Origin of the sequence: Mycobacterium sp. SMC-13 (genome assembly GCF_045311035.1) — a bacterium.
Classification (GTDB): Bacteria; Actinomycetota; Actinomycetes; order Mycobacteriales; family Mycobacteriaceae; genus Mycobacterium.
In genome coordinates, this window is record NZ_JBJIAI010000005.1 from 36,271 (window position 1) to 61,677 (window position 25,407).

Below are 25,407 nucleotides of genomic sequence, written 5' to 3' on the forward strand. Positions count from 1 at the left end.
GGAAAAAGGCTCCGGCATCGGGCCCGCCGGTGCAATCAGTCGATTGGCGTATTTCCTTGGCGCACTACAGGGATATGGCGAGCAGCGTGCGCACGAGCTCGGCCTGGCGGTGGGTGCCCGTCTTGTCGAAGATGTGTTGCACGTGGGTTCGGACAGTGCCGGCAGACAGGCACATGCTCTCGGCGATGGGCTTGATGCCGTCGCCCTGTATCAGCCTGATGGCCACTGCCGCTTCGGCCGTCGTCAACCCGTACAGGCGGCGCAGCATCTCGGTGTCCGGTTCCGGGTGTCGCTCGGGATCGAGGATGAGCACCAGCGCCCGCGATTCGGCGAGCGGAGCCGTCACGTGCTGGAACGGCAGCACGTGAATCACGTACGGGCGCAGGCCCGATGGGCGCGGGCACAACAGCGAGGTGCCGCCCCGCACCACCGATCCGGTCTGCCCGAGTGCGGCGTTGATGCCGTGGCGCAGCGCTGCGTCGGCGGGCGGGTGCGCGAACTCGAACGAGCCTTCCCGGATGGTCAATCCGTCGTGCCGGCGGACGATGTTCTCGGCCGCGGTGTTCAGGTATCGCACCGACAACGTGCAGTCCACGACGGCCATCCCGATGCGCGTGACGTTGTCCATCGCCGACGAGATGTTCCGGATTTGATGGGTGGCCGCGCTGAGGTCGTGCTGGATGCGCAATGCGCGCTGGAAGTGGGGGACCAGTGCCTCTGTGAGGTGGACGCGGTCCGGGGTGTCGAACGGGTCGGAACGTTTCTCGGTGGCGACGAGCCAGGTGGCAGGCTGCGGTCCATCGGTCAGGCGGACGAACAGCCCGTCGTCGAGTCGGTGCGGCCGCATCCAGTCCATGAGGAACTCTGCCTGCGGCTGCAGCTCGGCGAGTTCCTGGCAGCTGTGCACATACCCGACGGGCCCGTTCTCGACGGCCTCGAGGAGGTAGTCGATGTGACGGTAGTACTCGGCGTACTCGGCCAGGGCGTCGGTCGGGATGGTGACGCTCTGGGGTGCGCGGCTCACGCCATCGGCCAATACCAGGGCAGCCCCACCGGTTGCCTCGAACATGGTGTGGAGTTGGGCCATTGTCGCGGTCCATCGCTCTGGCTGGACCGCGGAATCGTAGATCGAGGAGACTACGCGTGAGAAGTCCTCGACCGTGACCACGGCCGACGCTCCCTGAGATGTGTTGCGGTCACGTCTGGCGCCTTTCGCGACGTGATCCCCCCATGAATGGACAGGTGCTGCGGAAATCGTAATTCAAGACCAATGGTATGTAAAGTGTTGGCTGGGTGATCGCTGAGAGTGGCTCGGCGGCGCCGAGCGTGCGGACAGATCGCGATTAGCGGGGGATCGCGATCTGTGCGCACTCTCGAACCCCGATGAAGTGCTAGCGGCAGGGTTAGGGAGAACCCTTATTTCGCTCGCGCGGTCCATGTCATACGTTGCGTTCATGCTTCCGGTGGAGCCGTGCTATCTCGTCGAGTGGTACCACCCGAGTTTCATCGGGCCGATGCTTGCTGAAGCGGCCGCGACGCTTGCTGCGGCAGCCCTGTCACTGTCCACCACCGAGGCATCGGTACGCGTCGCAACCGTGATTTCGGTGCCCAACGACGAGGTGGCTTTCGGGATTTTCGTGGCCGACTCCGCGGACATCGTCACCCGGACATGTGACCGGGCCGGGTTTCCCGCGCAGCGTCTCAGTGTGGCGAAAGACATCGAGTTTCCGGGCTGACGCATAGTTTCCGTAGGGGTATCCCCAAGGAATTTCACAGCGCATAATCGCGGTGTGCTGGGAAATCGCCTGGACGAGCCGCGAGTGATCGGCGAGTTCCTGGCCCCGTCACGGTGGCCCGCCGCCTTGCTCCTGGAGGGTGAGGCCGGCATCGGGAAGACGACGCTGTGGTTGTCGGTGATCGATCAGGCACGCACCTCGGGTGTCCGGGTGTTGTCGGCGCGTACGGCTGCGGCGGAGTCGGTGTTGGCCTACGCCGCACTTGCCGATCTGTTGGGCGCCGTCGATGCCGCCGTGTTGACGGATTTGCCTGCCCCGCAGCGGATCGCGATGGACCGGGTGTTGTTGCGCGGGGCGGGTGACGATGACGAGGCGACGGATCCGCGGGCGGTGGCGGCCGGCTTCCTGTCGGTGATCGAGCGGCTGGCTGATGAGTCGCCGGTGATCATCGCGATCGACGATCTGCAATGGCTGGACACCTCGAGCCGGCAGGTGGTGGCTTTCGCCGCGCGGCGACTGGTGGGCCGGGTCGCCGTGGTCGGTACGGTCCGCACCGAATCTCTACACGGTGCCGCGGTGTCGTGGCTGCAGCTGCCGAGAGCGGACGCGATCACCCGGATCCAGTTGTCGCCCCTGAGCCTTGGGAAATTGCACGGTCTGCTCGCCGAGCGGCTGGGGCTGAGTCTGCCCCGGCCCACCATGGTCCGGATTCACGAGATTTCCGGTGGCAACCCGTTCTATGCGCTCGAACTGGCCCGCACGATCGGTACTCCGGCGTCGACAGGCGAGATGTCATGGCCGGGCTCGCTCGCCGAGTTGGTCCAGGACAGGATCGGCAGCGTCGGCGCTGACGCGCGCGAGGCGTTGTTGGTGGTGGCGTGTGCTGCCACCCCGTCGGTGGAACTTGTTGCCCGCGTGAGGGATTTGCCGGCGGACGGCGTCGTGGCGCTGTTGGAGGACGCCGAGGCCAATGGGATCGTCGGGATCGAGGGGCAGCGAATTCGCTTCACGCACCCGCTGTTGGCGGCCGGGGTCTATGCTGCCGCGACCCCGGCGCAACGGCGTGCGACGCATCGCCGGCTGGCTGCGGCCATCGACGATCCGGAGCTGCACGCCCGTCATCTCGCGCTCTCGGTCACGCGGGGCGATCCGCACACGCTGGAAGCCCTGGACATCGCCGCGGAGAGAGCGCTCATCCGGGGTGCCCCGGCCGCCGCGGCCGAATTGCTCGATCTGGCAGCCGGACTCGGCGGCGACACCCCCGAGCGCCGGATCCGCCAGGCGAGCCACCACTACAACGCCGGCGACGCCGACCGCGCCCGATCGCTGCTCAATCGGACGGTGGGAGAAGCTGTCCCGGGACCGGTTCGGGCGCAAGCGTTCAGCTTGCTCGGCGCCATCGAGATCGTCGATCGAAGTCACAGCGGGGCAGCTCGACTGCTCGAGCGTGCTCTCGATGAGGCCGCAGCCGATCTGGCGGCGCGGGTGCAGATCTTGGTGCCGATGTCGTTTGCGCTCTACAACATCGACCAGCACGCGCTCGCGGCACGCCGAATCGACGAAGCCACCGATTGTGCAACCCGGCTCGGGCAGCCCGGGTTGCTGAGTCAGGCGCTGAGCATGCGGACCTTGGTGCGATTCTGGCTGGGCGAGGGCGTCGACGAGGAAAGTCTGCAGCGGGCAATCGATTTGGACGACGGAGACGCGGCCACGTCGGCATTCTTCCTGCCCCGCATGCACAGGGCCACCTTGTGGTCGTGCACCGGGAAACTCGATGCGGCACGCGCCGAGTTCCGCGCCATCAGGCAGCAGTGCATCGACGGCGGAGTGGAGACCGACCAGAACTTTGTCGCGATCAACGCCGTCCACAACGAGATCTGGCGCGGGGACCTTGCCGCCGCCACGCTGCTGGCAGACGACGCCATGGAACGCGCCGTGCATCTCGGCGGCTTCCACCACACCGCGGCCCTGGTCATGCGCGCGCGGTGCGCCGCGTATGCGGGGAGGGAGGACACCGCGCGTGACGCGGTCCGCGACGTCCTTGCCACCGTGCCCCTGTCCGAGTGCTTCATCTTGACCGGATGGGCGATCATGGCCCTCGGCTTCCTGGACCTCTCGCTGGGCAACTACGACGCCGCGCTGGCCGCGCTCGAGCCGTTGTTGTCGACCTTCGCGCAGCGGCCCGAGGCGACGGAGATTTACGTCGCCGAGTGGGTGCCTGATGCGGTGGAGGCGTTGGTGGGGTTGGGTCGATTGGCTGAGGCCGAGTCGTTGGTGGTGGCTTTGGAGGCCAATGGTCGGCGGTTGGGTCGTGGGTGGATGTTGGCGGTCGGTGGGCGGTGCCGGGCTCTGGTGTTGGGTGCGCTGGGCCGTGTGGATGAGGCGGTGGCGGTCGCTGAGTGTGCGTTGGTCGAGCATGACGGGTTGTGGATGCCTTTTGAGCGGGCGCGCACGGTGTTGGTGTTGGGGCAGTTGCAGCGTCGTCAGCGTCGGCGGGCGGTGGCGGTGGTGACGTTGCAGGAGGCGTTGGGGGCGTTCGAGGGGCTGGGTACGCCGTTGTGGGCGGAGCAGGCGCGGCGTGCGTTGGGTCGGATCGATGAGCGGTCTGATCGGGGTGCGGTGCTGACGGCGTCGGAGCGTCGGATTGCCGAGTTGGTGGCGTCGGGGATGAGTAATCGTGAGGTGGCGGCGAAGTTGTTCGTCAGTGCCAAGACGGTGGAGGTGCACTTGTCCCGGATTTATCGGAAGTTGGGGATCCGGTCGCGGGGCCGAACTCGGTTGGCGCATCACGCGGCCCGAACCGACGTCCTGACGGCGACTCAGGCCGCGGCTGGGCTGGGCTCGGTCTTGGGGTTGTCCTTCGCTCCGGCCGTGGCACCCGTCTTCGGCCCGGTCTTCGAGGCATCTTTGGGGGTGTCGGCGTCCGTGGTGGGCGCGTTCTTCTTTTTCTTCGGCTTGGTGACCTTCACCGGCGGCGCGTCGGGATCGGTCTTCGGCTTGGTCGACTTGACCGGTGGCGTGTCCGGATCTGACTGCGGCTTGGTCGATTTCGGTTCAGGGTCGGTGGCGTCGGCCGGCTTCTGATCGGTGTCGGTGGCCGGCGTCGCGGCGGGCGATTGCGCCGGCTCGCTCTTGACGTCGGCCTTCGGGTCCGTCTTGACGTCGGTCTTCGGGTCGGTCTTCACGTCGGTCTTGGTGTCGGTGTCGTCGACCTTCGTGCCCGCCGCGGGCTTGTCCTCGACCGTCGCCGCCACGGGCGCCAGAGTCGCGGTCTTCTTGGCGGAGACATCCAGAGTGGTCACCGGGGGAGTGACCGCTGGTGTCGCCGCCAGGGGCGGCAGGTGCAGTTCGGCCCGGATGTCGTCGACGAAGTTGTTGGCGCCTTCCTGCAGGGCACCGGGTATCGCGTTCAGCGTCTCGACGATCTTCGACAGCGGCGTGAACAACGAGAACGGTGTCTTCTTGGCCGGATTCAGGTTGTCGCGGTCGGTGTAGCCCATGTCGACCAGCACCCGCAGCAGCGGCTCGACAGCGTCCAGCAGCGGTTTGACCAACGGTGTCAATCCGATGGCTCCGGCGCCGATGCGCAGCGGCACCAGCAGCGGCAGATCGGGAGTCCTGATGAACACGTAGGTGTCCGTGCCGCCGGCGCCGTTGTCGGGCACGACGGTGATGATGGCGGGCGTGGTGCCGGGGATGTACGAGTCGTAGTACGCATCGGGGTGTGCGTACATCACGCCGAGCAGGCTGTTGGCCAACGAGAGTGGATTGAAATAGGCCGGGAAGTCGGCGTACGGGTCGTACTCACGCGTATAGAACGTGGTGTCGTAGGGCGACGGTGCGGACGGGCCCTGATTGTTGACGATGAAGGGCACATTCATGCCGGGGAACCGCTCGAAGATGCCGCCGTTGCCGGCGAACGGCGAGCCGATCATCACGAACGACAATTGCGATGGCGCGGGGCCGGTGCCATTGGCCAGCAGCCGACGTTTGGCCCACTCGGCGCCCAGACTGCCTTCCGAATAGCCGGCGACGATCAGCTGCTCGCCAGGCCGGGACGTGATGGCGTCGTACACCTTCGGCCCGGAGACCGTCGTGCTCGCCGACAGCTGGATCGACGCCGGGTAGTTGATGGGCAGGTAGGCGTAGCCGGGCGGCACGACGGTGTGGTTGAGCTTGGCCGGGATGTTGGCCGACGTCGGATCGCCCCGGCCACCGATGCCGATCACGGTGTTCATCAGGCCGACGACGAAGCTCGACGTGATGTTGGTGGCCGGACTCACGAGCAGTGCACAGCACAGCGCCAGCAACAGGAATACGCGCGGCACACCGCGGACGGCGGGACTTCTGGTTGGCCACTTCTGCACTGACATCGGCGTTCCCCCGGCTAGGCGTGAACCGGACGGTACTCCCGCGACCAGGCCTTTAGGCGGGAATTTGCAACTTCTCCTGCAACGCAGAACGGGTGGTGTTCCGGCAATCCGGAACACCACCCGTGTCTGTCGTGAGTACCTGCTAGGGGCAGGTCACCTCGATCTCGAAGGGCTTCTTGGTGGGCTCCATCGGGTTGGCCATGTCGACGCCGGTGGCGGTGCCGCTGACCTTGTAGGTCTTGCCGTCCTTGGTGGCCTTGGCCTCGCCGCCGGGGACACCGTCGGTGTAGCCCAGCGTCACGCCGTTGACCGCGCCCAGGCCGACGGTCTTGACGACGGGCGGGTCGGCGTCGGTCAGGGTGACGCCCAGGCCGCCCGAGGCGTTGCCGATGGCGATGACCACGTTGCCGGCCGCCGTGGTGCAGCCGATCTGGCCCTGAACGTCCTGGGCCTTGCCGTCGATGCTGACCTTTGCGGTGCCGGAGCCTGCGGTGGAGTTACCCGCAGCCGACGACGCCGAGGCCGACGCGGTGGCCGACGAGCCGGACGACTTCTTGTCGTCCTTGGAACAGCCGGTCAGGCCGGCGGCCAGAACCGCGGCACCAGCGACCGCGACAACCAAACCACGCTTCATAACTTGTGCTCCTAATTAGTGCGAACCGTCCGGACGGCGGGTCATCCAGTGCATTATGGGGTTCGCCAACGGGCCTTTCACCAAATTCACAGAAAATCCCTGTAACCGTCCTGACCTGTTTGTTTCCGCGTAGTTAGCCGGCATTCGGGTGTCGGGTCGGGGAATTGATTGAATACACCGGTGAGTCAGCAGTTCTTCGAAGTCACCGCGCAGCTGCCGGAACGGCGTGGCCGGGCCGGGGTGATCCACACGCCGCACGGTGACATCCAGACCCCGGCGTTCATCGCCGTCGGTACCGCGGCGACGGTCAAGGGCGTTCTGCCGGAGACCATGAAATCACTTGGGGCGCAGGCGCTTCTGTCCAATGCCTACCACCTGTACCTGCAGCCGGGGCCTGATGTGGTGGACGAGGCGGGCGGGCTCGGTGCTTTCATGAACTGGCCCGGGCCGACGTTCACCGACAGCGGCGGCTTTCAGGTGATGTCGCTCGGGGTGGGCTTCAAGAAGGTACTGGCCATGGACACGGCCCGGTTGCAGGCCGACGACATCATCGCCGAGGGAAAAGAGCGGCTGGCCCACGTCGACGAGGACGGGGTGACGTTCCGCTCGCACCTCAACGGTGACAAGCATCGGTTCACGCCCGAGGTGTCGATCGGCATTCAGCATCAGCTGGGCGCCGACATCATCTTCGCCTTCGACGAGTTGACGACCCTGGTGAACACCCGTGCCTATCAAGAACGTTCGGTGGAACGGACCCACCGGTGGGCGGTGCGGTGCCTGGCCGAACACCGCCGCCTCAGCATCGAACGCGCGGGCAAGCCGGCGCAGGCGCTGTTCGGGGTGGTGCAGGGCGCGCAGTACGAGGACCTGCGCCGGCAGGCCACCAAGGGGCTCGTCGGCATCGTCGACGAGGACGGGCACGGCTTCGACGGCTACGGCATCGGTGGCGCCCTCGAGAAACAGAACCTGGCGACCATCGTCGGCTGGGTCACCGACGAACTGCCCGCCGACAAACCACGGCATCTGCTCGGCATCAGTGAGCCCGATGATCTGTTCGCCGCCATCGAAGCCGGCGCCGACACCTTCGACTGTGTGTCGCCGTCGCGGGTCGCCCGCAACGCCGCGATGTACTCGGCGACCGGTCGCTTCAACATCACCAACGCCCGGTTCAAGCGCGACTTCAATCCCATTGACGCCGAATGCGATTGCTACACGTGCGCCAACTACACCCGGGCGTATCTGCATCATCTGTTCAAGGCCAAGGAGATTCTGGCGTCCACGCTGGGCACCATCCACAACGAGCGCTTCATCATCCGGCTCGTCGACCAGATCCGCGCTGCGATCATCGCCGGTGAGTTCGACGAGCTGCGGGACCACGTGCTGGGGCGCTATTACGGGTCCCGATAGCTGGCCACCTGCGACGATCCCGGGCTGTGCACAATTGGCGGTATGACTGGTGCACCTGGAGTGATCGACCCGCAAACGCTGCTTCTCGGGTTGATGGATCCGGGCAACCGGGCTGACCCGTACCCGCTGTACGAACGATTCCTCGAGGCCGGGCCGCTGGCGCTGCCCGACGCGAACCTGGTCGTGTTTCCCGGTTTCGCCGAGTGTGACGAGGTGCTGCGGCACCCGGCATCGGCCAACGACCGGTTGAAGTCGACGGTGACGCAGAAGCAGATCGCCGCAGGGCAGCGGCCGGCCCGCCCGTTCGGTGAGCCGGGCTTCCTGTTCCTCGATCCGCCGGATCACACCCGGCTGCGCGGGTTGGCGCAGAAGGCGTTCGCGCCCAAGGTGATCAAGGCCCTCGAGGCCGACATCGTGACCATGGTCGACGGGCTGCTCGACGGCGTGACGGGCACGATGGATGTGGTGGCCGACCTGGCCTATCCGCTGCCGGTGGCGGTGATCTGCCGGCTGCTCGGTGTGCCGATGGCGGACGAGCCGCTGTTCAGCCGGGCGTCGGCGCTGCTGGCAGGTGGGCTGGACCCCTTCGTGGCAGCGGGTGACGAGCCGGCGGAGGACAACACGGACCTCATGGAGGCCGGTCTGTGGCTGCGCGGGTATCTGCGGGAGCTCATCGAGGAGCGGCGCAGCTCGCCGGGGGAGGACCTGATCTCCGCGCTGATCGCCGCTGAGGAGGACGGCGACCAACTCACTTCCGAAGAGATCGTGGCGACCTGCAATCTGCTGCTGATCGCGGGGCACGAGACGACAGTGAACCTGATCGCCAACGCCGCGCTGGCGATGCTGCGCAACCCGCGGCACTGGGCGGCGCTGGCAGCCGATCCGTCGCGAGCGTCCACGATCGTCGAGGAGACGTTGAGGTTCGATCCGCCGGTGCAACTGACCAGCCGCGTCGCCGTCGAGGACATCGAGATCGGTGGCGTGGCGGTGCCCAAGGGCGACATCATGATGCTGCTTCTGGCTGCCGCACAACGGGATCCGCGCATGTACGACCGGCCCGGCGAATTCGACCCGGACCGCGGCGTGATCAAGCACCTGGCCTTCGGCAAGGGCCCGCACTTCTGTCTCGGCGCGCCGCTGGCCCGGTTGGAGGCGTCTGTGGCGCTGTCGGCGCTGGCGGCACGATTCCCCGACGCGCAGTTGGCGGGTGAATCGGTTTACAAGCCCAACCTGACGCTGCGGGGCCTGGCGACCCTGCCGGTCACCGTCTGATCCCGGCCATTACCCTCGCGAACATGCCTTCAGTTCTCGTCACCGGTGCCGGCCGCGGTATCGGGCTGGCCATCACCCAGCACCTCGCCGCCACCGGGTGGGATGTCATCGCCGGAGTCCGCACCAAGGCCGACGCCGCCGCGGTCGTGGCGCTGGCACCGCAACGGATTTCGGCGGTGATCCTCGATGTCACCTCCGACGAGGATGTCGCGGCGCTGTCGGCGGCGTTGCCGGACCGGCTGGACGCCGTGGTGAACAACGCCGGCATCGTGGTCGCCGGTCCCGTCGAGACGCTGACCCCCGCGGACTGGCGGAAGCAGTTGGACGTCAACGTGGTCGGTCAGTTCGCCGTGACGGCGGCGGTGCTGCCCAAGTTGCGGGAGTCCCGAGGCCGCGTGGTGTTCATCTCCAGCGTCAACGGCCAGCTGTCGACACCGATGGTGGGTGCCTACGCGGCGTCCAAGTTCGCACTGGAGGCCGGTGCCGAAGCGCTGCGCATCGAGATGCGGCCGTGGGGTGTTCCGGTCGTGGTCGTGGAGCCCGCTCAGACCGATACGGACATGTGGCGCAAGGCCGACGACATGGTCGCCGAACTGGAGTCGGGAGTCTCGCCCGCGCATCACGCGCTGTACAGCCGGCATATCGCCGGCTTCAAGAAGACGGTGCCGCTGTCGCAGAAGATGGCCGTCGACCCGGCGAAAGTCGTTGCGGTGGTGGAGGAAGCGCTCACCGCCCGGCGGCCCAGGCCGCGGTACATCGTCGGGCTGGGACCCAAGTTGCAGGCCGCGCTCATGACGAACATCCCGGCATCGGTACGCGGGTTCTTGCTGGCCCAGGTCTTCGGAGTGCCGCGGCGGGTGTAGGCCCGGGCCGAAACTGAGCTCATGTGTCACATCCGCTTCGATATTGGCACACAAGCTCATTCTCGGCGGGTAGCCGTGAAGATCCACGGCTCGCGTGGCAGCCTGGCCGGGTCGAACTGCGCCAGCATGCCGTCGAGCGTCGTTGCGGTGTAGCCCAGCGACGTCGCGATCTGTGCCAACGCCGCCTCCGTGCCGATCTCCGAAACCGTCACCGCGCCATCGCGTTTGGCCAGCCGCTTGCCCTCGGCGTTGAGAACCAACGGAACGTGCGCGTAGACGGGCTGCGAATAGCCCAGCAGTGCAGCCAGATACGCCTGTCGCGGCGATGACGGCAGCAGGTCGTCGCCGCGGACCACCTGGTCGATGCCCTGGGCGGCGTCGTCCACCACGACGGCCAGGTTGTAGGCCGGGACGTTGTCGCCGCGGCGCAGCACGAAGTCGTCGACGACGCCGGTGTAGGTGCCGTGCAGCAGGTCGGTGACGGTGTATTCGTGTGTGTCCGAACGTAATCGGATGGCCGGCGGTCGTCCGGCCGCGCGGCGCTGGGCACGCTCGTCGTCGCTGAGGTTGCGGCAGTTGCCCGGGTACGCGCCTTCGGGCGCATGCGGAGCGCGCGGCGCCTGCAGGATGTCCTTTCTGCTGCAGAAACATTCGAACGTCAGGCCGCGCGCGGTGAGGTCATCGACGACGGCGACATACCGGCCCTCATGGGTGGCCTGGTATTCGGGCGGCTCGTCCCACGTCAGTCCGACGGCCGCCAGGTCGTCCAATTGCCGCTGCGCCACATCGGGGAAGGTGCGGTCGTCCAGATCCTCGACTCGGACGAGGAACCGCCGGCCCGTCGACCGCGCGAACAACCACGCCAGCACCGCGGTCCGCACGTTGCCGATGTGCAGATCGGCAGACGGGCTCGGCGCGAACCGGCCGGCGGGGGATTGGGACACGACCGCAATCTAACGCGCCGCGCGATGAGATTGCCCACCCGCGCCGGTCTACGTGAGTATGGAGAGTGTGGACTTACCCGTGCAGCCACCGATAGACCCGATGCTGGCCAAGGCCGCCGTGAAGGTGCCGGACGAAGCCGGGCTGTGGTCCTACGAGCCGAAATGGGACGGGTTCCGCGCCCTGGTGTTCCGCGACGGCGACGAAGTGGTGCTCCAGTCGCGCAACGGAAAAGAGCTGGGCAGGTACTTCCCGGAGTTGCTTGCGGCGCTGCGGGACGAGATCGCGCCGCGCTGTGTGCTCGACGGCGAGGTGGTGGTGCCGCGGGAGATCAACGGCCGCATCCGGCTCGACTGGGAATCACTCAGCCAGCGCATCCATCCCGCGGCCAGCCGGGTGCAGATGCTCGCGGAACAGACGCCGGCGCACTTCATCGGCTTCGACGCGCTGGCCGACGGCGACCGCATCCTGCTGGCCGAACCGTTCCGCGTGCGCCGCGCCGCCTTGCAGGACCTGGTGAGCGAGAAGCAGTGGTGCCACGTCACGCGGACCACCGAGGACCCCGAACTCGGCGCACACTGGCTGACCACATTCGAGGGCGCGGGACTCGACGGCGTGGTCGCCAAACGCCTCGACGGCGCCTACCTGCCGGGCAAGCGGGAGATGGTGAAGGTCAAGCACGCCCGGGACGCGGACTGTGTGGCGATCGGTTACCGCATCCACAAGAGTGGTGAGGGCATCGGGTCCATCCTCCTGGGGCTCTACACCGACGAAGGCAATCTCCACATGGTCGGTGGCGCAGCGTCTTTCACCGTCAAGGACCGCATCGCGCTGCTGGCGGAACTGGAACCGCTGCGCACCGGCGACGCGCAGGACGGTGAACCAAGCCGCTGGAACTCGGCCGCCGACAAGACCTGGATTCCGATCCGTCCTGAGCGGGTATGCGAGGTGGCATACGACCAGATGGAGGGCAACAGCGTGCAGGGTCGACGCTTCCGGCACACCGTGAAGTTCCGGCGCTGGCGTCCGGACCGGGACCCGCAGAGCTGTACCTTCGATCAGCTCGACGTGCCGCTGAACTACGACCTGTACGACGTCCTGGAGAACTCGTGATGGCAAGTGCCGCAGAAGAACTCGACGTCGACGGGGTCGCCGTCCGGCTCACCAACCCCGACAAGGTGTACTTCCCGCAGCTCGGGAGCAAGGGCACCAAGCGCACGATGGTCGACTACTACCTGGCCGTCGCCGAGCGGATGGTGACGCTGCTGCGGGACCGGCCGACGCACCTGCAACGGTTCCCCGACGGCATCGAGGGTGAGGAGATTTACCAAAAGCGCGTTCCGGTAAAGCATCCGGATTATCTGAAGACCTGCACCGTGACCTTCCCGTCGGGCCGCACCGCTGATGCGCTCAAGGTGACCCACCCGTCGGCCATCATCTGGGCCGCGCAGATGGGCACCATCACGCTGCACCCGTGGCAGGTGCGCTGTCCGGACGTCGAGCACCCCGACGAACTGCGCATCGACCTCGATCCGCAGCCGGGCACCGGGTTCAAAGAGGCCCGGGAGATCGCGACCGGTGTGCTCAAACCGATCCTCGATGAACTCGGCCTGACCGGGTATCCGAAGACGTCGGGCGGCCGCGGCGTCCACGTCTTCGTCCGGATCAAGCCGGAGTGGGACTTCATCGCCGTGCGCCGGGCCGGTATCGCCTTGGCCCGTGAGGTGGAGCGGCGCGCGCCCGATGCGGTGACGACGTCGTGGTGGAAGGAAGAGCGCGGCGATCGGCTGTTCATCGACTACAACCAGAACGCGCGGGACCGGACCTTCGCCTCGGCGTACTCGGTGCGTAAGACGCCCATCGCCACGGTGTCGACGCCGCTGTCCTGGGCCGAGCTCGCCGACGCCGATCCCGACGACTACACCATGGCCACCGTGCCGAAACTGCTTGCGGAGCGCGACGATCCGTGGGCCGGCATCGATGACGTGGCGCATTCCCTGGAACCGTTGCTCGAGATGGTGCAGGCCGACGAGGACCGCGGGCTGGGGGATCTGCCGTATCCGCCGAACTATCCCAAGATGCCGGGTGAGCCGAAGCGGGTGCAGCCGAGCAAGGACCGGGACCTCAAGGGGTCCTAGGGCGCGGTGGTCACGGGGAACACGTGTGGGCCGCGCCTTGCGGGCTCGGCAGCGCCTGGAGATCGTCGGTGCCGCAGCCGAGCGCCGTCCCCGAGATCAGCAGCGCCAGCAGAGCGAGGTACCGCACCGGCTTTCCGCGCCACAAACCGGTATTCACCTGGTGTCCCGATGAGTCGCTGACGCCAACTAAAATATTTTGCTGTCGTCGCACGATGCCACCTCCTCAGTGTGAATATCGCCTAGTAACTGGCAACCTACCGGTGCGTGCCGTTTAGTTGCCAGAAATCGCCGAACAAGTTCGCTGAAATCGTACGTCGACGCATATTGACGATCGTGGCGGCCCCGGGCGATTCCACTGGGTAGATTGCTGCCCATGACTGGAAGCTGGGGCACCGTGTTGACCGGGCTGGTTCCGCTCGGACTGGTGGTGGCACTGTCGCCCATCACCGTCATCCCGGCGGTGTTGGTCCTGCAGGCGCCGCGTCCCCGGCCGACAGGGCTGGCGTTCCTCGCCGGCTGGGCCGTCGGCCTGGCGGTGGTGACGGCCGTGTGCGTGCAGGCCTCGCATCTGCTCAGCGGCGCGCACCACGGCCACAAGTCGCCGCCCGAGTGGGCTTCGTGGCTGCGGGTGGTGCTGGGTGCCGCGCTCATCATCTTCGGCGTTTATCGCTGGTTCACCCGGCACAACAGCACGGATTCACCGGGCTGGATGAAGAAGATCGCGACCGTCACCCCGGCCCGCGCGGCGGCGATGGGTGTGGCGCTGGTCGTGGTGCGCCCCGACGTCGTATTGATCTGTGTCCCAGCCGGATTGGCGATCGGCACCGCCGGGCTCGGTATCGAGGGTGACTGGCTGGCCGCGGCCTTCTTCGTGATCGTCGCCGCGTCGACGGTGGCGATCCCGACACTGGCCTACGCCATCGCCGGTGCCCGACTCGATGACACGATGCGGCGGCTCAAAGACTGGATGGAGAAGAACAACGCCGCGCTGATGGCGGCGATCATGCTCGTCATCGGGGCCATGGTGCTCCACAACGGCGCGCGTGCGCTCGGGTGGCTCTAGGAAGCGCGCGGGTCGACCGGCAATGGGCCGAAGAAACCCGTGCGTGCTGTCGAGCGGATGCTCAGGTCAGGACGCGGAGCATCCGTCGACAGTGTCAAGAAAGAGTTGTGGGCTGGTGCGAAATGCTCCACACCAGCCCACTGAGCTTTACGGGCTTAGTTAGACCGCGGTGACTCCGGTTGCGGCCGGGCCCTTGCTGCCCTGACCGACCTCGAACTCGACCCGCTGGCCCTCGTCGAGGGTACGGAAACCGTTGCTACGGATCTCCGAGTAGTGGACGAACAGATCCTTGGAGCCGTCGTCGGGAGTGATGAAGCCGAAGCCCTTCTCACTGTTGAACCATTTCACAGTTCCCTGTGGCATATACCAACTTCTCTCATGTAGAGCAGGACGTTAGGAAGAAAACGTCCGCGGGCATCGTAGCTCAGTTCGATATCCCTCCGCACCCTGAACTGCACATATCGCTGTTCCAGGTGTGAACCGGTGCGCCGCCGGGTATAGGGGCCGCAGGAGTGCGCCGGCCTCCGCTTCATGCCGGCCCCGGTACGGAAGTGACGGACATGCGACTGGTTGCAGCCGTGCTCGTCGTCGTTTCCGTCGTCATGGCGGGGGCCTGCGCGCCCGCACAACGCGTTGACCTGGGCCAGGACGCGGGATACCTGATCGCGGCGATCTCCGGCGAGCCCGACCAACTCGACCCGCAGAAGACCAGCGCGTACTTCTCGTTCGAGGTCCTCGAGAACGTCTTCGACACCCTCGTGGAGCCGGACGCCAACCTGACCATGCGGCCCGCCCTCGCGCAGTCGTGGGACGTCTCGCCTGATCAACGCGCCTGGACGTTCCACCTGCGGCCCGGGGTGACGTTCCACGACGGCAGCCCGCTCACCGCCGCCGACGTCGTCTACTCCTACCGCCGGATCATCGACGGCAAGCTCGCCAACGCCGACAAGCTCAGCGCCGTCACCGACGTCACCGCGGCCGACGACCACACGGTCCGGATCACGGTGTCGCACCCGACCCCCAATCTGCTGACCAACCTCGGCGGGTTCAAGGGTGTGGCGATCGTCCAGCGCCGCAACGTCGAGGACGGGCAGATCGCCGGCCACCCGATCGGCACCGGGCCGTTCGCCTTCGTCAGTCAGCGCGGCGGTGATGCAATCACGCTGCGCGCAAATCCGCATTACTGGGCCGGCGCCCCGCGCATTCCGGGCGTGACGTTCCGCTTCATCAGCGAGCCGTCGACGGCACTGTCGGCGCTGCAGGCCGGTGAGATCGACTGGACCGACGCGGTGCCACCGCAGCGGGTCGCCCAGTTGCGCGGCGATGATTCGATCCACCTCGCGGTGACGCCGAGCAACGATTACTGGTACCTGGCCCTCAACGAAGCCCGGCCGGCGTGGCAGGACGTCCGGGTGCGGCAGGCCATCGCCTACGCGATCGACCGGGCGTCGATCGTGCAGGCCACCAGTTACGGTGCGGCGCAGGCCAATCAGCTCGCGATCCCGCAGGGCAATCCGTGGTACACGCCCTACGGCAAGTACCGCTACGACATCGACCACGCCAAATCGCTGCTGCGGCAGGCCGGCTCGGCGCCGTCCGCCATGGACCTGTTGGTCACCAGCGAGTACTCGCAGACGGTGACCGCCGCCCAGGTGATCGCCGACAACCTCGCGCCGCTGGGCATCCGGGTCACCATCCGCACCGTCGACTTCGGGACGTGGCTCGACGAGCAGCACAGCGGTCATTTCGACATGCTGATGATGGGCTGGCTCGGCAATATCGACCCCGACGATTTCTACTACGCGCAGCATCACACCGGCGGTGCGAGCAATGCCCAGAAATTCTCGGACCCGCGCGTCGACGCGCTGCTGGACGCCGGCCGTACCGAGACCAATCCGCAAGCGCGGCACCAGGATTACGCGCAGGCGGCGACGCTCATCGCGGACCAGGTGAGCTACCTCTACCTGTACAACCCCGCGGTGGTCCAGGCCTGGTCACCGCGGCTCACCGGCTATGAGGCCAGGCGCGACAAGGCAATTCGGTTCCGGGACGCGGTACTCGGCGGTGACCGGCCATGACCATCCTGCGGTTCCTGGCCCGTCGGCTCGCCTACTCACTGGTGGTCCTGGTGGGCGTCCTCATCGTGGTGTTCGCCCTGGCTCATCTGGTTCCCGGTGACCCGGTGCGCATCGCCCTGGGGACGCGGTACACACCCGAGGCGTACGACGCCCTCCGTCACGCGAGCGGTCTGGATCGGCCACTGCCCGCCCAGTTCCTCAGCTACCTCGGCCATGCCGCGACGGGCAATCTCGGCGTCAGCTTCCGCAGCGGCGACCCGGTGGCCCAGGTACTGGCCGAGCGGTTGCCCGCCACCGTCTCGCTGGCCGTGGTCGGCATCGTCCTGGCTCTGGCGATCGCGCTGCCCGCCGGCATCTACGCGGCCTCGCACGAGGGCCGGCTCAGCGACGTGATCGTCCGGGTCACAAGCCAATTCGGGGTGTCCGTGCCGGATTTCTGGCTGGGCATCCTGCTCATCTCGCTGTTCTCCACGACACTGGGCTGGTTGCCGACATCGGGCTACCGGCCGCTGTTCGACGATCCGACGGGCTGGTTGCGCCACGTGATCCTGCCGGGCCTGACCGTGGGTCTGGTGGCCGCGGCGATCATGACGCGTTACGTCCGCTCCGCGGTGCTGGAGGTGTCCGCGATGGGCTACGTCCGCACCGCGCGCTCGAAAGGCCTGCCGCCGCGGGTGGTCACGTTGCGGCACGTCGTGCGCAACGCCCTGGTTCCCATCCTCACCATCACCGGTATCCAGCTGGCGACGATCCTCGGTGGTGTCATCGTGGTCGAGGTGGTGTTCGCGTGGCCGGGCCTGGGCCGGCTGGTCTACCTGTCGGTGGCCGCGCGCGACTATCCCGTGATCCAGGGCGCGGTGTTGCTCATCGCGGTCCTGTTCCTGGCCGTCAACCTGGTGGTCGATGTGCTGTACGCAGTTGTCGATCCGCGGATTCGGCTGTCATGAGGCTGCCCACGAATCCCGTCACGGTGGTCAGCGCCGCCGTCGTGGCCGCGGCCGTGGTCGTCGCCGTGGGTGCCGGCCGGCTGGCGCCGTACGGCATCAACGATGTCGACGTGCCGCAGGCGCTGCGGCCGCCGAGCGGCGCGCACTGGTTCGGCACCGACGAACTGGGCCGCGATGTGGTGTCCCGCGTGCTGACGGGCCTGCAGGCGTCGATGACGGTGGCGGTGGTCAGCGTGGCGTGTGCGGCGGTGGTCGGCACAGCGCTGGGCGTCATGGCCGGGTACCGCGGCGGCTGGCTGGACACCGTGGTGATGCGGGTCGTCGACGTGATGTTCGCGTTCCCGGTGCTGTTGTTGGCCATGGCGATCGTCGCGGTGCTGGGGCCGGGCTTGGGCACGACGATCGCCGCGATCGGCATCGTCTATGTGCCGATCTTCGCGCGGGTGGCACGGGCCAGCACCCTGGCGGTGCGGGAGGAGCCGTACGTGGCGGTGTCGCGCACGATGGGGACCGGGACGGCCTACATCCTGCGCCGGCACGTCCTGCCCAACATCACCGGTCCGCTCATCGTCCAGACCTCGCTGTCGCTGGCGTTCGCCATCCTGTCCGAGGCCGCGCTGTCCTTCCTCGGCCTGGGCATCCAGCCGCCGCAGCCGTCACTGGGCCGGATGATCTTCGATTCGCAGGGCTTCGTCACCCTGGCCTGGTGGATGGCGGTGTTCCCCGGCGCGGCGATCGTCGTCATCGTGCTGGCGTGCAACCTGCTCGGTGACGGCCTGCGTGACGTCCTGGATCCCAAGCAGCGCACCATGATCGAGGCGCGGCGGCGTTCATGAGCGTGCTGTCGGTCGACAATCTGGCCGTCCGGATCGGGCGTCGCGAGATCGTGCGCGGCGTCTCACTGGCGGTCGAGCCCGAGCAGACGCTCGGCATCGTCGGCGAGTCCGGTTCGGGCAAGTCGACGACGGTGCTGGCCGCGACCGGGCTGCTCGACGCGCCCGGCGCGCTCGTGACCGGCTCGAGTGTCCTTGCCGGACAACAGGAACTCGTCGGCGCCCCGGCGCGGACGTTGCGGCGCGTGCACGGCGGCCGGATCGGGTTCGTCTTCCAGGATCCCGGAACCTCGCTGAACCCGCTGCTGACCATCGAACGGCAGATCACCGAATCTCTTGAAACACACAAGCAGGTGACCCGCCGGCACGCCGCGGTGCGCGCCCTGGAACTGCTGGAGGCCGTGGGCCTGCCCGACCCGCAACGGCGGCTGCGCAGCTATCCGCATCAGCTCTCGGGCGGCCAGCGTCAGCGGGTGATGATCGCGATCGCCCTGGCCTGCGACCCTGAACTGCTGATCGCCGACGAGCCGACGACGGCCCTCGACGTCACGACACAGGCCCAGATCATCGAGCTGGTGAGGGAGCTGCAGCGCGGGTTCGGTACCGCCGTGGTGTGGATCAGTCACGACCTCGGGGTGATCGGCGAGGTCGCCGACACCATCACCGTGCTGCGCGGCGGTGCGGCCGTCGAACAGGCACCGGTCGACGCGATATTCGATGCGCCGCAGCAGGCCTACACCCGCGAATTGCTCGATGCCAGGCCGGTTTTGGGACACCCCGCCCGCGAAGTTCCGGACACCCCGACACTGCTGGACGTCTCCCATCTGGACGTCAGGTTTCCCGTGAGCACGCCGACGGGCCGGATGGTGGTCCACGCGGTCAAGGACGTGTCGTTCCGCATCCGCCGGGGGACGACGCTCGGGCTGGTGGGCGAGTCGGGTTCGGGAAAGTCGACCGTGGCGGCCGCGCTGACCGGTCTCGTCGCGCCCGACGGCGGTCGCGCACTCCTCGACGGCACCGACGTGCTGACGGTCAAGCGCCGTGACCGCAAGGCGGTACGCCGCCGGATCGCTCTGGTCTTCCAGGATTCGTTCTCGTCGCTCAATCCGCGTATCCCGGTGGGTCTTTCGATCGCCGAGCCCTTGGCGGGTGCGGCCAGGGACCGGCGGGCGCAGGTGCGTGAGCTGTTGGACTCCGTCGAGCTCCCGGCGGACTACGCGGCACGGTATCCGCACGAACTGTCGGGCGGCGAGCGGCAGCGCGTCAACATCGCCCGGGCGCTGGCCGTGTCGCCCGAGCTGTTGATCCTCGACGAAGCGACCGCGTCACTCGATGTCTCGGTGCAGGCCAAGGTGCTCGACCTGCTGACCCGGCTGCAGCAGGACCGTGGCCTGACCTACCTGTTCATCGGCCACGACCTGGCCGTGATCGAGCGGATGAGCCACGACGTCCTGGTACTGCGCGGCGGCGAATCGGTGGAATACCGCTCTGCCGCCGAGTTGTTCGCGCATCCGGAACACGAGTACACGCGCGCGTTGCTCGCAGCGGTGCCTCCGGCGCGTCCTGGGCGTGCAACGATGACCTGATGCGCGCGGTGATCTTCGAGCAGTTCGGTGGGCCGGTGGACGTCAGGTCGGTGGCCGACCCGACGCCGTCGCCCGGCGGCGTCGTGGTGCAGGTGCACGCAACCGGGTTGTGCCGCAGCGACTGGCACGCCTGGGCCGGGCACGACGACGGCGTCGCCCTCCCGCATGTGCCCGGACATGAACTGGTCGGAGAAGTGGTCGCGGTCGGCACCGACGTCCGGCGCTGGCGGGTCGGTGACCGCGTCACCACACCGTTCGTGTGCGGGTGCGGCACCTGCGAATGGTGTGCCGGCGGCCAGGCGCAGGTGTGCCCGGACCAGACCCAGCCGGGTTTCACCCACTGGGGCTCGTTCGGTGAGTACGTGGCGCTGCATGCGGCGGACACGAATCTCGTTGCGGTGGCGGAAGATATCGACGATGCCGCGGCGGCCGCGCTGGGTTGCCGCTTCGCCACCGCCTACCGCGCGCTGCGGGCCCGTGCCGACGTCAAGCCCGGCGAGTGGGTCACGGTGATCGGTGTCGGGGGTGTGGGCCTCAGCGCCGTCCAGGTGGCGGCCGCGGCAGGTGCCAACGTCATCGCCGTCGACCGCACCCCGGCGGCACTGGAACTCGCGCGCAGCCTCGGTGCCGCCGAGACCGTCCTCGCCAACAGCGCCGAGGTGGCGCCAGCGGTGCACGAGATCACCGGCGGCGGTAGCCATGTCGCGGTCGACGCGGTGGGCACCGCGGGGACGTGCGCCGATGCGATCCACAGCCTGCGCCGGCAGGGACGCCACGTGCAGGTGGGCCTGCTACCCAACGTCGATGGGCATCCGCAGGTGCCCATGGATCGTGTAATCGCCTGGGAATTGGATGTTTTGGGCTCGCACGGCATGGCAAGCGCGGACTACCCCGAGATGCTCGACCAGGTCGCGGCGGGCAAGCTGCGCCCGCAGGCGTTGGTCGAGCGGGTGGTGGGGCTCGCCGAAGGCGCGCGCCTGCTGCCGGAGTTCGGCGCCGCCAGCCCCGTGGGAGTCACGCTGATCGACCCCCGGCTGGCGTGACGGTCAGGGGACCGGCACACCTTCGCGCAGGAAGTACACGCCCGCGATGGTGCCATCGGGGTGGATCTTCACCCGGAACTGGCCGGGCATGCGGTCCATCTGCAGCGGGACGTTCACCACGGTGAGGTCGCCGCGTGCTGTGTCCTCGGGGCCGCCATGTGACTGGTACGCGCCGAACGTGCGCTGGTAGCCGTCCCACACCTGCTGTAATGCCTTGGGGGACAACCGTTTCTGCAGCTCCGGATCGAACCGCGCGGTGACGGCGGCGTAGTTGCCCGCGGCGATGTCGTCGATGGCCGTCATCGCCACCTGGTCGGGCGCGTCGGCCGCTGCCGCGACCGGTGCCCCGCCGAGGGCGACGCCGATCCCGAGCGCCGCGATCGCGGCTGCCACTGTGTTCCGACGCTGATGCTTGGACTGTTCTCCCCGCCACATGAGGGCCAGCCTATGCGCTCGTGCCCCATTTGCCATTGACGAGACCCCGGGTACCGCCTAGTTTTGACTACATACGTTGTCAACGGTGACAAGGAGTACGCGCGATGTCCCTGCCGATCCCGGCACGTCATCCCGACCGGCCGCAACCGGTACCTGCGGCGATCGGTTCGTTCGCCACCATGCTGGCCATCGGGAAGCCCGACGCCACGCAGTGGCAGCGGCTGGGCGAGCGCCTCAATGTCGGCGACGAACCCATGGATGCCCTGGTCGCCTGGATGTCGGAGCAGGGCACGAAGCAGCTGCGGCCGCTGTTCGACCGCGCGCTCACCGACGGCATCGCCACCGTTCCGGAGGCGCCGGAGCCGCTGCGCCGGTTCTTCGAAGAGGTCGAGGCGACCCCGGACTGGGTCGACCCTGAAGCGCTGCGGATCGGACAGCGCACGTTGCGCCGGGGCGGTGCCGACGGCATGTACATCGCCCGGGACGTCGCGCTGCTGGGCGGCTACCAGTTCTCCGGTTTCAACCAGACCCTGCTGCGCACCGGCGCCCTGGAAAAGGGCTCCAACCAGCGGTTCGCCGAAACCATGCAGTGGGCGCTCGACGTGATCGACGCCGGCGGGCTGGAGAAGTTCGGTTCCGGATACCGGTCCACCGTCCGCGTCCGCTTCGTACACGCCATGGTGCGACGGCATGTGCAGGCGATGCCGGACTGGCGTGCCGAGCAGTGGGGCCTGCCGGTCAATCAGACCGACATGGCGGCCACGCTGGTGGGCGCCCTGATCGCGCCGGTTCTCGGTGGCCTGGCCATGGGCATCGTGGCCACACCCGCCGAGTTGAGCGCCATCGCGCACCTCACGCGCTACGTCGGCTGGTTGATGGGCGTGCAGGACGAGTGGCTGCCACGGTCCTTCCGGGACAGCGTCCGCATCCTCTATCACACGTCCACCGCACTGGCGGTCTCCGACGAGACCACCAAACAGCTGTCGGTACCGATGGCGCGTGACCCGCTGAGCTGGCATTACCGCGGTGCGACGGGCCTCCGCCGGCGGCTGGCGTGGGCGCAGCACCTGTCGGTGACGACGGCCTTCCTGGGCCCGCGGGTGATGCGCACGCTGGGGCTGCCGTCCTACATGCCGCCGTGGTACCCGGTGCTCCGTATCCCCGTCAACGGCGTGCGCAGCATCGCGGCGCTGGTGCTGCCGGGCGGTTCGGACCGCGCGGCAGACCGCGGGCTACGCGAGCAGAAAGCCCTGCTGCGCACCATGATCGGCGGGGATGAGGCGACCATCGGGGCGTCGGCGTCCCACCTGCGCGGGGTGGCGTGAGTACGGCGGCCTGAGTACTACGGCAGTGGCGCGACGGGAGCGACGCAGGCCGGCTCCACGGGCGCCGGGTCGCGCCACGCGTGGCTGCCGGACATCAATGCGACGGTGAACGCCTCCAGGAGTCCGACCACGACGACGGGCCACATGGCTCCGGCCAGCACGCTCGTGAGGAGCTGGTGGTCGGGTCGCTCGTCGTTGCTGAATCGGCGGCCGAGGAGATACGTCGCCAGGGTCACCACAGCCCATATCGCTGTGTACGCCTCCACGTAGAGGTGGACCACTGGGCTACTCCCTTTGACCGGGTAACCGCCGCGTGAACAGCTGTGACCGAAGGCTCATTTGCAGGTGAATGTGTCGCCAATCTAACTCGCGATGGTGTCCCCGCCAAGGGCCTCGTCAGTCGGCAAAACCGCATTTCGGCACGTCAGGGGGCCGTGGCAAATAGCCTTCACGCGCGGTACCCGCTTAGTGCCGGTATCCAGCTACTTTGACGGACTAGTAGATTTTTTTGCCAGAAAGTTACGTGTCAGGACGTCAGCACGGCCTTGGCGGTGTGCTGCTGGCCCGCGCGGTCGATCCAGAACAGCTCGACGACGTCGCCGGGGTAGTGCCGGTCCAGCACGCTGGTGAGCGCACTCGCCGAGCTCACCGTGACGGCGTCGATGCTCACCAGCACGTCACCCGGGACCATCCCGGCGATTTGCGCGGGGCCGCCGCTGATCACGTCGCGGATGAGCACACCGGGCAGCTGCGAGTGCTCGTCGGTGCCGCCGACGCCGACGCCGAGCAGCGTGGGCTGCCCGATGTGGATGTTGTTCGACGCCGCGCCGGCCCGGATCTGCGCGGCCGTCGCCAGCGCCTCGTTGATCGGGATCGCGAAGCCCTCGCCGCCCGGGCCCATGTGGAAGTTCAGCGTCGCCGCGACCGTCATCCCGACCACCCGGCCGTCGGCCGAGACCAGCGGGCCACCTGAATCGCCGGCGCGGACCGGGGCCGCGAACTGGATCAGGCCCGTCACCTGCTCGGAACTGCCCGTCAACTCGTCCTTGGCGGTGATGGTGCGGTTCAGCCCGATGACGTGACCGGCCTCGTGGGTCAGTGAGTTGCCGCTGCCGTCGGCGTTGCCCAGTGCGACGACCTCGTCGCCGACGGCCACCGCCGACGAGTCGCCCAGCGGGGCGACCGGCAGGTCGGCCGCGCCGCGCAGCTGCAGCACCGCGATGTCGCGGTGCCGGTCGTAGCCGACCAGGTCGGCGCGGTATGGCCGCCCACCGATGGTTGCGGTCACCTTGTCGGCGCCCTGTACGACGTGGAAGTTGGTCAGCAGCGCGCCGCCCGAGTCCAGGACGAAGCCGGTACCGGCACCGATGGCGTGCTGGTAGTTGATGACGGTGTCGACGCGCGCGGTCGCGGGTTCGACGGCGGCTGCGGCCGGGGACGGGTCAGCGTGGGTGACGGGTGCGAGGCTGATGGTGGCCACGGCAACGGCTGCCGCGGCGGCCGCGGTGCCGAGCCGACGGCAGAAGCGGAACCCGCCCATGTGCTGTCCTCCGGACTGCGAGGTGATGGCCCTGTGACTGGGCCCTTAGGCTCCGCGCCCGAACAACCCGGAACCTTTGCCGGAGCGGCGGTTGCGCAGCTTACCGGCGGGGGCGTCATCAGTGGCCGTTTCTTCAGCCTCGTCCTCGTTGGTGTCGGCGGTCTCTTCGCCTGACGTCTTGGCCGCTTCATCGGTTTCGGCGGCCTCGGTGTTACCGGCATCGCCGGTTTCGGTGGTCTCGGCCGCGTCGTCGTCGGCCTTGTCCGTGGCCTCTTCTTCGGCCTCGGCTTCGGTGTCAGTCTCGCTCTCATCGCCGGCTTCCGCGACTTCAGCGGCGACGGCCGGGGCCTCATCGGCGCCCTTGTCGGCCTTGCGGCGGCCGCGGCGCTTGCCGTCGTTGACCTTCAGCGGCGCCGGCGGCGGAGGCGGCAACTCGGCGACGAAGGCCAGGTAGAACGCCAGGGCGGCGAGCAGAGCCAGGCCGGCCGCGCCGCCGTAGATGCCGAACAACCAGGTGCCGGCCTGATCCAGGGTCAACCAGATCTCACTGATCGCGGCGCCGATGATCAGGACGCCCGCGACGATGTGCAGGACGATCGACCAGGTCCGCAAGGTCAGCGCCAGCTGCGGGGTGCCGTACTCCGGCAGGGCGGTGCGCTGGCGGGTGAACAGGACCGGCAGCGCCGACAACGCGACGATCAGACCGCAGACGATGCGCATCGCGGTGCCGAGGGTGTGCGACCAGTCGCCGGTCAGCTCGTTCCACCGGGGCAGCGCGAAGAAGAAGTACAGCAGCCCGGCGAGGATGAGGAACGACGCGTGCCAAATGATCGCTACCGGCCGCCGCATACTGCTCCTCGAGGGTTTTTCGCTCTGATAGTGGGCCGGGGTGCGACCGGCTGATCAGCTGGTCGCACCCCGGACCGAGTGCGGAGGATAGGGGATTTGAACCCCTGAGGGCTGTTAACCCAACCCGCGTTCCAGGCGAGCGCCATAGGCCACTAGGCGAATCCTCCGTCGACAAGGGTACCCGACCCGGATCCGACGCCCTACTCGTGTGCCACTGGGTGGGTACTACACTCGTGGCCGGACCCCGCGCGGCGTCCATCCTGTGAACTCCCCCAGGGCCGGAAGGCAGCAAGGGTCAACGGGCTCTGGCGGGTGCGCGGGGTCCCCTATGTTTTCGCGATCT

Annotated in this window: 23 protein-coding genes, 1 tRNA gene, 1 other RNA gene and 1 pseudogene; 15 read left to right on the top strand and 11 right to left on the bottom strand. The window is 67.8% G+C overall.

The genetic code is table 11. The annotated features are described in order from the left end of the window. Nucleotides 1–64: 64 nt before the first annotated feature. Nucleotides 65–1,087, bottom strand: coding sequence for a helix-turn-helix transcriptional regulator (locus ACJH6I_RS09340; RefSeq protein ID WP_212807414.1), 1,023 nt, complete (start codon nucleotides 1,085–1,087; stop codon nucleotides 65–67). Nucleotides 1,088–1,454: 367 nt separating this feature from the next. Here ACJH6I_RS09340 and ACJH6I_RS09345 point away from each other — a divergent pair, with 367 nt between their 5' ends. Together ACJH6I_RS09345 and ACJH6I_RS09350 are read left to right on the top strand one after the other, a co-directional pair. Then, nucleotides 1,455–1,736 (top strand): hypothetical protein, encoded by a 282-nt coding sequence (locus ACJH6I_RS09345; RefSeq protein ID WP_212807413.1) that lies wholly within the window; start codon nucleotides 1,455–1,457, stop codon nucleotides 1,734–1,736. 54 nt (nucleotides 1,737–1,790) lie between these two features. Further along, nucleotides 1,791–4,820, top strand: coding sequence for an ATP-binding protein (locus ACJH6I_RS09350; protein WP_406784000.1), 3,030 nt, complete (start codon nucleotides 1,791–1,793; stop codon nucleotides 4,818–4,820). 419 nt (nucleotides 4,821–5,239) lie between these two features. Here the strand turns inward: ACJH6I_RS09350 and ACJH6I_RS09355 are convergent. Together ACJH6I_RS09355 and ACJH6I_RS09360 are read right to left on the bottom strand one after the other, a co-directional pair. After that, a pseudogene (locus ACJH6I_RS09355) lies at nucleotides 5,240–6,109 on the bottom strand (PE-PPE domain-containing protein); the annotation flags it as partial. 142 nt (nucleotides 6,110–6,251) lie between these two features. Then, nucleotides 6,252–6,743 carry a lipoprotein LpqH gene (locus ACJH6I_RS09360; protein ID WP_212807411.1) on the bottom strand — a complete coding sequence of 164 codons (492 nt, stop codon included), beginning with the start codon at nucleotides 6,741–6,743 and terminating at the stop codon, nucleotides 6,252–6,254. 180 nt (nucleotides 6,744–6,923) lie between these two features. Between ACJH6I_RS09360 and tgt the strand changes: the two genes are divergently transcribed. Genes tgt through ACJH6I_RS09375 form a run of 3 tightly spaced genes read left to right on the top strand, consistent with a single transcriptional unit; the run spans nucleotide 6,924 to nucleotide 10,285 of the window. Then, nucleotides 6,924–8,150, top strand: a complete 1,227-nt coding sequence (gene tgt / locus ACJH6I_RS09365; protein WP_212807410.1) for a tRNA guanosine(34) transglycosylase Tgt — start codon at nucleotides 6,924–6,926, stop codon at nucleotides 8,148–8,150. A 42-nt stretch (nucleotides 8,151–8,192) separates the two neighbouring features. After that, complete coding sequence (locus ACJH6I_RS09370; RefSeq protein ID WP_212807409.1) at nucleotides 8,193–9,422, top strand: cytochrome P450; 1,230 nt, start codon at nucleotides 8,193–8,195, stop codon at nucleotides 9,420–9,422. A 23-nt stretch (nucleotides 9,423–9,445) separates the two neighbouring features. After that, complete coding sequence (locus ACJH6I_RS09375; RefSeq protein ID WP_212807408.1) at nucleotides 9,446–10,285, top strand: SDR family NAD(P)-dependent oxidoreductase; 840 nt, start codon at nucleotides 9,446–9,448, stop codon at nucleotides 10,283–10,285. 56 nt (nucleotides 10,286–10,341) lie between these two features. On the opposite strand, the gene gluQRS is transcribed toward ACJH6I_RS09375, so the two are convergent. Further along, entirely contained in the window at nucleotides 10,342–11,229 is an 888-nt protein-coding gene (gene gluQRS, locus ACJH6I_RS09380) for a tRNA glutamyl-Q(34) synthetase GluQRS (protein WP_212807407.1), read from the bottom strand. 58 nt (nucleotides 11,230–11,287) lie between these two features. On the opposite strand from gluQRS, the gene ACJH6I_RS09385 reads away from it, so the two are divergent. Together ACJH6I_RS09385 and ligD are read left to right on the top strand one after the other, a co-directional pair. Next, nucleotides 11,288–12,340 (top strand): ATP-dependent DNA ligase, encoded by a 1,053-nt coding sequence (locus ACJH6I_RS09385; protein ID WP_212814531.1) that lies wholly within the window; start codon nucleotides 11,288–11,290, stop codon nucleotides 12,338–12,340. Further along, the gene (ligD, locus tag ACJH6I_RS09390) at nucleotides 12,340–13,365 is read left to right on the top strand and encodes a non-homologous end-joining DNA ligase (protein ID WP_406784001.1); all 1,026 of its coding nucleotides are present in this window, start codon (nucleotides 12,340–12,342) and stop codon (nucleotides 13,363–13,365) included. The genes ACJH6I_RS09385 and ligD overlap by 1 nt, the downstream gene beginning before the upstream one ends. Before the next feature lie 10 nt (nucleotides 13,366–13,375). Here the strand turns inward: ligD and ACJH6I_RS09395 are convergent, their stop codons facing one another. Beyond that, on the bottom strand, nucleotides 13,376–13,522 hold the full coding sequence (locus ACJH6I_RS09395) for a hypothetical protein (protein WP_212807405.1): 147 nt from the start codon (nucleotides 13,520–13,522) through the stop codon (nucleotides 13,376–13,378). Nucleotides 13,523–13,738: 216 nt separating this feature from the next. Between ACJH6I_RS09395 and ACJH6I_RS09400 the strand changes: the two genes are divergently transcribed. Further along, complete coding sequence (locus ACJH6I_RS09400) at nucleotides 13,739–14,428, top strand: GAP family protein (protein WP_212807404.1); 690 nt, start codon at nucleotides 13,739–13,741, stop codon at nucleotides 14,426–14,428. A 159-nt stretch (nucleotides 14,429–14,587) separates the two neighbouring features. Here the strand turns inward: ACJH6I_RS09400 and ACJH6I_RS09405 are convergent, their stop codons facing one another. After that, a complete protein-coding gene (locus tag ACJH6I_RS09405) occupies nucleotides 14,588–14,791 on the bottom strand; it encodes a cold-shock protein (RefSeq protein ID WP_020101067.1) in 204 nt (67 codons plus the stop codon). Nucleotides 14,792–14,988: 197 nt separating this feature from the next. Between ACJH6I_RS09405 and ACJH6I_RS09410 the strand changes: the two genes are divergently transcribed. The 5 genes from ACJH6I_RS09410 to ACJH6I_RS09430 are packed head-to-tail and all read left to right on the top strand — an operon-like array spanning nucleotide 14,989 to nucleotide 20,915. Further along, complete coding sequence (locus tag ACJH6I_RS09410) at nucleotides 14,989–16,506, top strand: ABC transporter substrate-binding protein (RefSeq protein ID WP_212807403.1); 1,518 nt, start codon at nucleotides 14,989–14,991, stop codon at nucleotides 16,504–16,506. Next, nucleotides 16,503–17,453 (top strand): ABC transporter permease, encoded by a 951-nt coding sequence (locus ACJH6I_RS09415; RefSeq protein WP_212807402.1) that lies wholly within the window; start codon nucleotides 16,503–16,505, stop codon nucleotides 17,451–17,453. Before ACJH6I_RS09410 ends, ACJH6I_RS09415 begins: the two co-directional genes overlap by 4 nt. Next, a complete protein-coding gene (locus tag ACJH6I_RS09420) occupies nucleotides 17,450–18,289 on the top strand; it encodes an ABC transporter permease (protein WP_212807401.1) in 840 nt (279 codons plus the stop codon). The genes ACJH6I_RS09415 and ACJH6I_RS09420 overlap by 4 nt, the downstream gene beginning before the upstream one ends. After that, the gene (locus ACJH6I_RS09425; RefSeq protein WP_406784002.1) at nucleotides 18,286–19,872 is read left to right on the top strand and encodes a dipeptide ABC transporter ATP-binding protein; all 1,587 of its coding nucleotides are present in this window, start codon (nucleotides 18,286–18,288) and stop codon (nucleotides 19,870–19,872) included. Before ACJH6I_RS09420 ends, ACJH6I_RS09425 begins: the two co-directional genes overlap by 4 nt. Further along, complete coding sequence (locus tag ACJH6I_RS09430; protein ID WP_406784003.1) at nucleotides 19,872–20,915, top strand: zinc-binding dehydrogenase; 1,044 nt, start codon at nucleotides 19,872–19,874, stop codon at nucleotides 20,913–20,915. Before ACJH6I_RS09425 ends, ACJH6I_RS09430 begins: the two co-directional genes overlap by 1 nt. 3 nt (nucleotides 20,916–20,918) lie before the next feature. On the opposite strand, the gene ACJH6I_RS09435 is transcribed toward ACJH6I_RS09430, so the two are convergent. Beyond that, nucleotides 20,919–21,350, bottom strand: coding sequence for a DUF3887 domain-containing protein (locus tag ACJH6I_RS09435; protein ID WP_406784004.1), 432 nt, complete (start codon nucleotides 21,348–21,350; stop codon nucleotides 20,919–20,921). A 104-nt stretch (nucleotides 21,351–21,454) separates the two neighbouring features. On the opposite strand from ACJH6I_RS09435, the gene ACJH6I_RS09440 reads away from it, so the two are divergent. Beyond that, nucleotides 21,455–22,675 (top strand): oxygenase MpaB family protein, encoded by a 1,221-nt coding sequence (locus ACJH6I_RS09440; RefSeq protein ID WP_406784005.1) that lies wholly within the window; start codon nucleotides 21,455–21,457, stop codon nucleotides 22,673–22,675. A gap of 17 nt (nucleotides 22,676–22,692) precedes the next feature. On the opposite strand, the gene ACJH6I_RS09445 is transcribed toward ACJH6I_RS09440, so the two are convergent. The 4 genes from ACJH6I_RS09445 to ACJH6I_RS09460 all read right to left on the bottom strand — a co-directional run bounded on the left by ACJH6I_RS09445 (nucleotide 22,693) and on the right by ACJH6I_RS09460 (nucleotide 25,231). Further along, nucleotides 22,693–22,956, bottom strand: coding sequence for a hypothetical protein (locus ACJH6I_RS09445; RefSeq protein ID WP_212807396.1), 264 nt, complete (start codon nucleotides 22,954–22,956; stop codon nucleotides 22,693–22,695). A 245-nt stretch (nucleotides 22,957–23,201) separates the two neighbouring features. After that, complete coding sequence (locus ACJH6I_RS09450) at nucleotides 23,202–24,215, bottom strand: S1C family serine protease (protein ID WP_212807395.1); 1,014 nt, start codon at nucleotides 24,213–24,215, stop codon at nucleotides 23,202–23,204. 45 nt (nucleotides 24,216–24,260) lie between these two features. Then, complete coding sequence (locus ACJH6I_RS09455; RefSeq protein ID WP_406784006.1) at nucleotides 24,261–25,064, bottom strand: hypothetical protein; 804 nt, start codon at nucleotides 25,062–25,064, stop codon at nucleotides 24,261–24,263. Between the two features lie 81 nt (nucleotides 25,065–25,145). After that, nucleotides 25,146–25,231: transfer RNA gene (locus tag ACJH6I_RS09460), tRNA-Ser, on the bottom strand. A gap of 68 nt (nucleotides 25,232–25,299) precedes the next feature. Between ACJH6I_RS09460 and ffs the strand changes: the two genes are divergently transcribed. Then, nucleotides 25,300–25,396: signal recognition particle sRNA small type (gene ffs / locus ACJH6I_RS09465), an RNA gene on the top strand. Nucleotides 25,397–25,407 lie beyond the last annotated feature (11 nt).

Bases quoted from the DNA above. Each gene is read 5' to 3' on its own strand.
- ACJH6I_RS09340 (WP_212807414.1), bottom strand. From the start codon at position 1,087: ATGGCCCAACTCCACACCATGTTCGAGGCAACCGGTGGGGCTGCCCTG.
- ACJH6I_RS09345 (WP_212807413.1), top strand. From the start codon at position 1,455: ATGCTTCCGGTGGAGCCGTGCTATCTCGTCGAGTGGTACCACCCGAGT.
- ACJH6I_RS09360 (WP_212807411.1), bottom strand. From the start codon at position 6,743: ATGAAGCGTGGTTTGGTTGTCGCGGTCGCTGGTGCCGCGGTTCTGGCC.
- ACJH6I_RS09370 (WP_212807409.1), top strand. From the start codon at position 8,193: ATGACTGGTGCACCTGGAGTGATCGACCCGCAAACGCTGCTTCTCGGG.
- ACJH6I_RS09375 (WP_212807408.1), top strand. From the start codon at position 9,446: ATGCCTTCAGTTCTCGTCACCGGTGCCGGCCGCGGTATCGGGCTGGCC.
- ACJH6I_RS09385 (WP_212814531.1), top strand. From the start codon at position 11,288: ATGGAGAGTGTGGACTTACCCGTGCAGCCACCGATAGACCCGATGCTG.
- ligD (WP_406784001.1), top strand. From the start codon at position 12,340: ATGGCAAGTGCCGCAGAAGAACTCGACGTCGACGGGGTCGCCGTCCGG.
- ACJH6I_RS09400 (WP_212807404.1), top strand. From the start codon at position 13,739: ATGACTGGAAGCTGGGGCACCGTGTTGACCGGGCTGGTTCCGCTCGGA.
- ACJH6I_RS09405 (WP_020101067.1), bottom strand. From the start codon at position 14,791: ATGCCACAGGGAACTGTGAAATGGTTCAACAGTGAGAAGGGCTTCGGC.
- ACJH6I_RS09410 (WP_212807403.1), top strand. From the start codon at position 14,989: ATGCGACTGGTTGCAGCCGTGCTCGTCGTCGTTTCCGTCGTCATGGCG.
- ACJH6I_RS09415 (WP_212807402.1), top strand. From the start codon at position 16,503: ATGACCATCCTGCGGTTCCTGGCCCGTCGGCTCGCCTACTCACTGGTG.
- ACJH6I_RS09420 (WP_212807401.1), top strand. From the start codon at position 17,450: ATGAGGCTGCCCACGAATCCCGTCACGGTGGTCAGCGCCGCCGTCGTG.
- ACJH6I_RS09425 (WP_406784002.1), top strand. From the start codon at position 18,286: ATGAGCGTGCTGTCGGTCGACAATCTGGCCGTCCGGATCGGGCGTCGC.
- ACJH6I_RS09430 (WP_406784003.1), top strand. From the start codon at position 19,872: ATGCGCGCGGTGATCTTCGAGCAGTTCGGTGGGCCGGTGGACGTCAGG.
- ACJH6I_RS09435 (WP_406784004.1), bottom strand. From the start codon at position 21,350: ATGTGGCGGGGAGAACAGTCCAAGCATCAGCGTCGGAACACAGTGGCA.
- ACJH6I_RS09440 (WP_406784005.1), top strand. From the start codon at position 21,455: ATGTCCCTGCCGATCCCGGCACGTCATCCCGACCGGCCGCAACCGGTA.
- ACJH6I_RS09450 (WP_212807395.1), bottom strand. From the start codon at position 24,215: ATGGGCGGGTTCCGCTTCTGCCGTCGGCTCGGCACCGCGGCCGCCGCG.
- ACJH6I_RS09455 (WP_406784006.1), bottom strand. From the start codon at position 25,064: ATGCGGCGGCCGGTAGCGATCATTTGGCACGCGTCGTTCCTCATCCTC.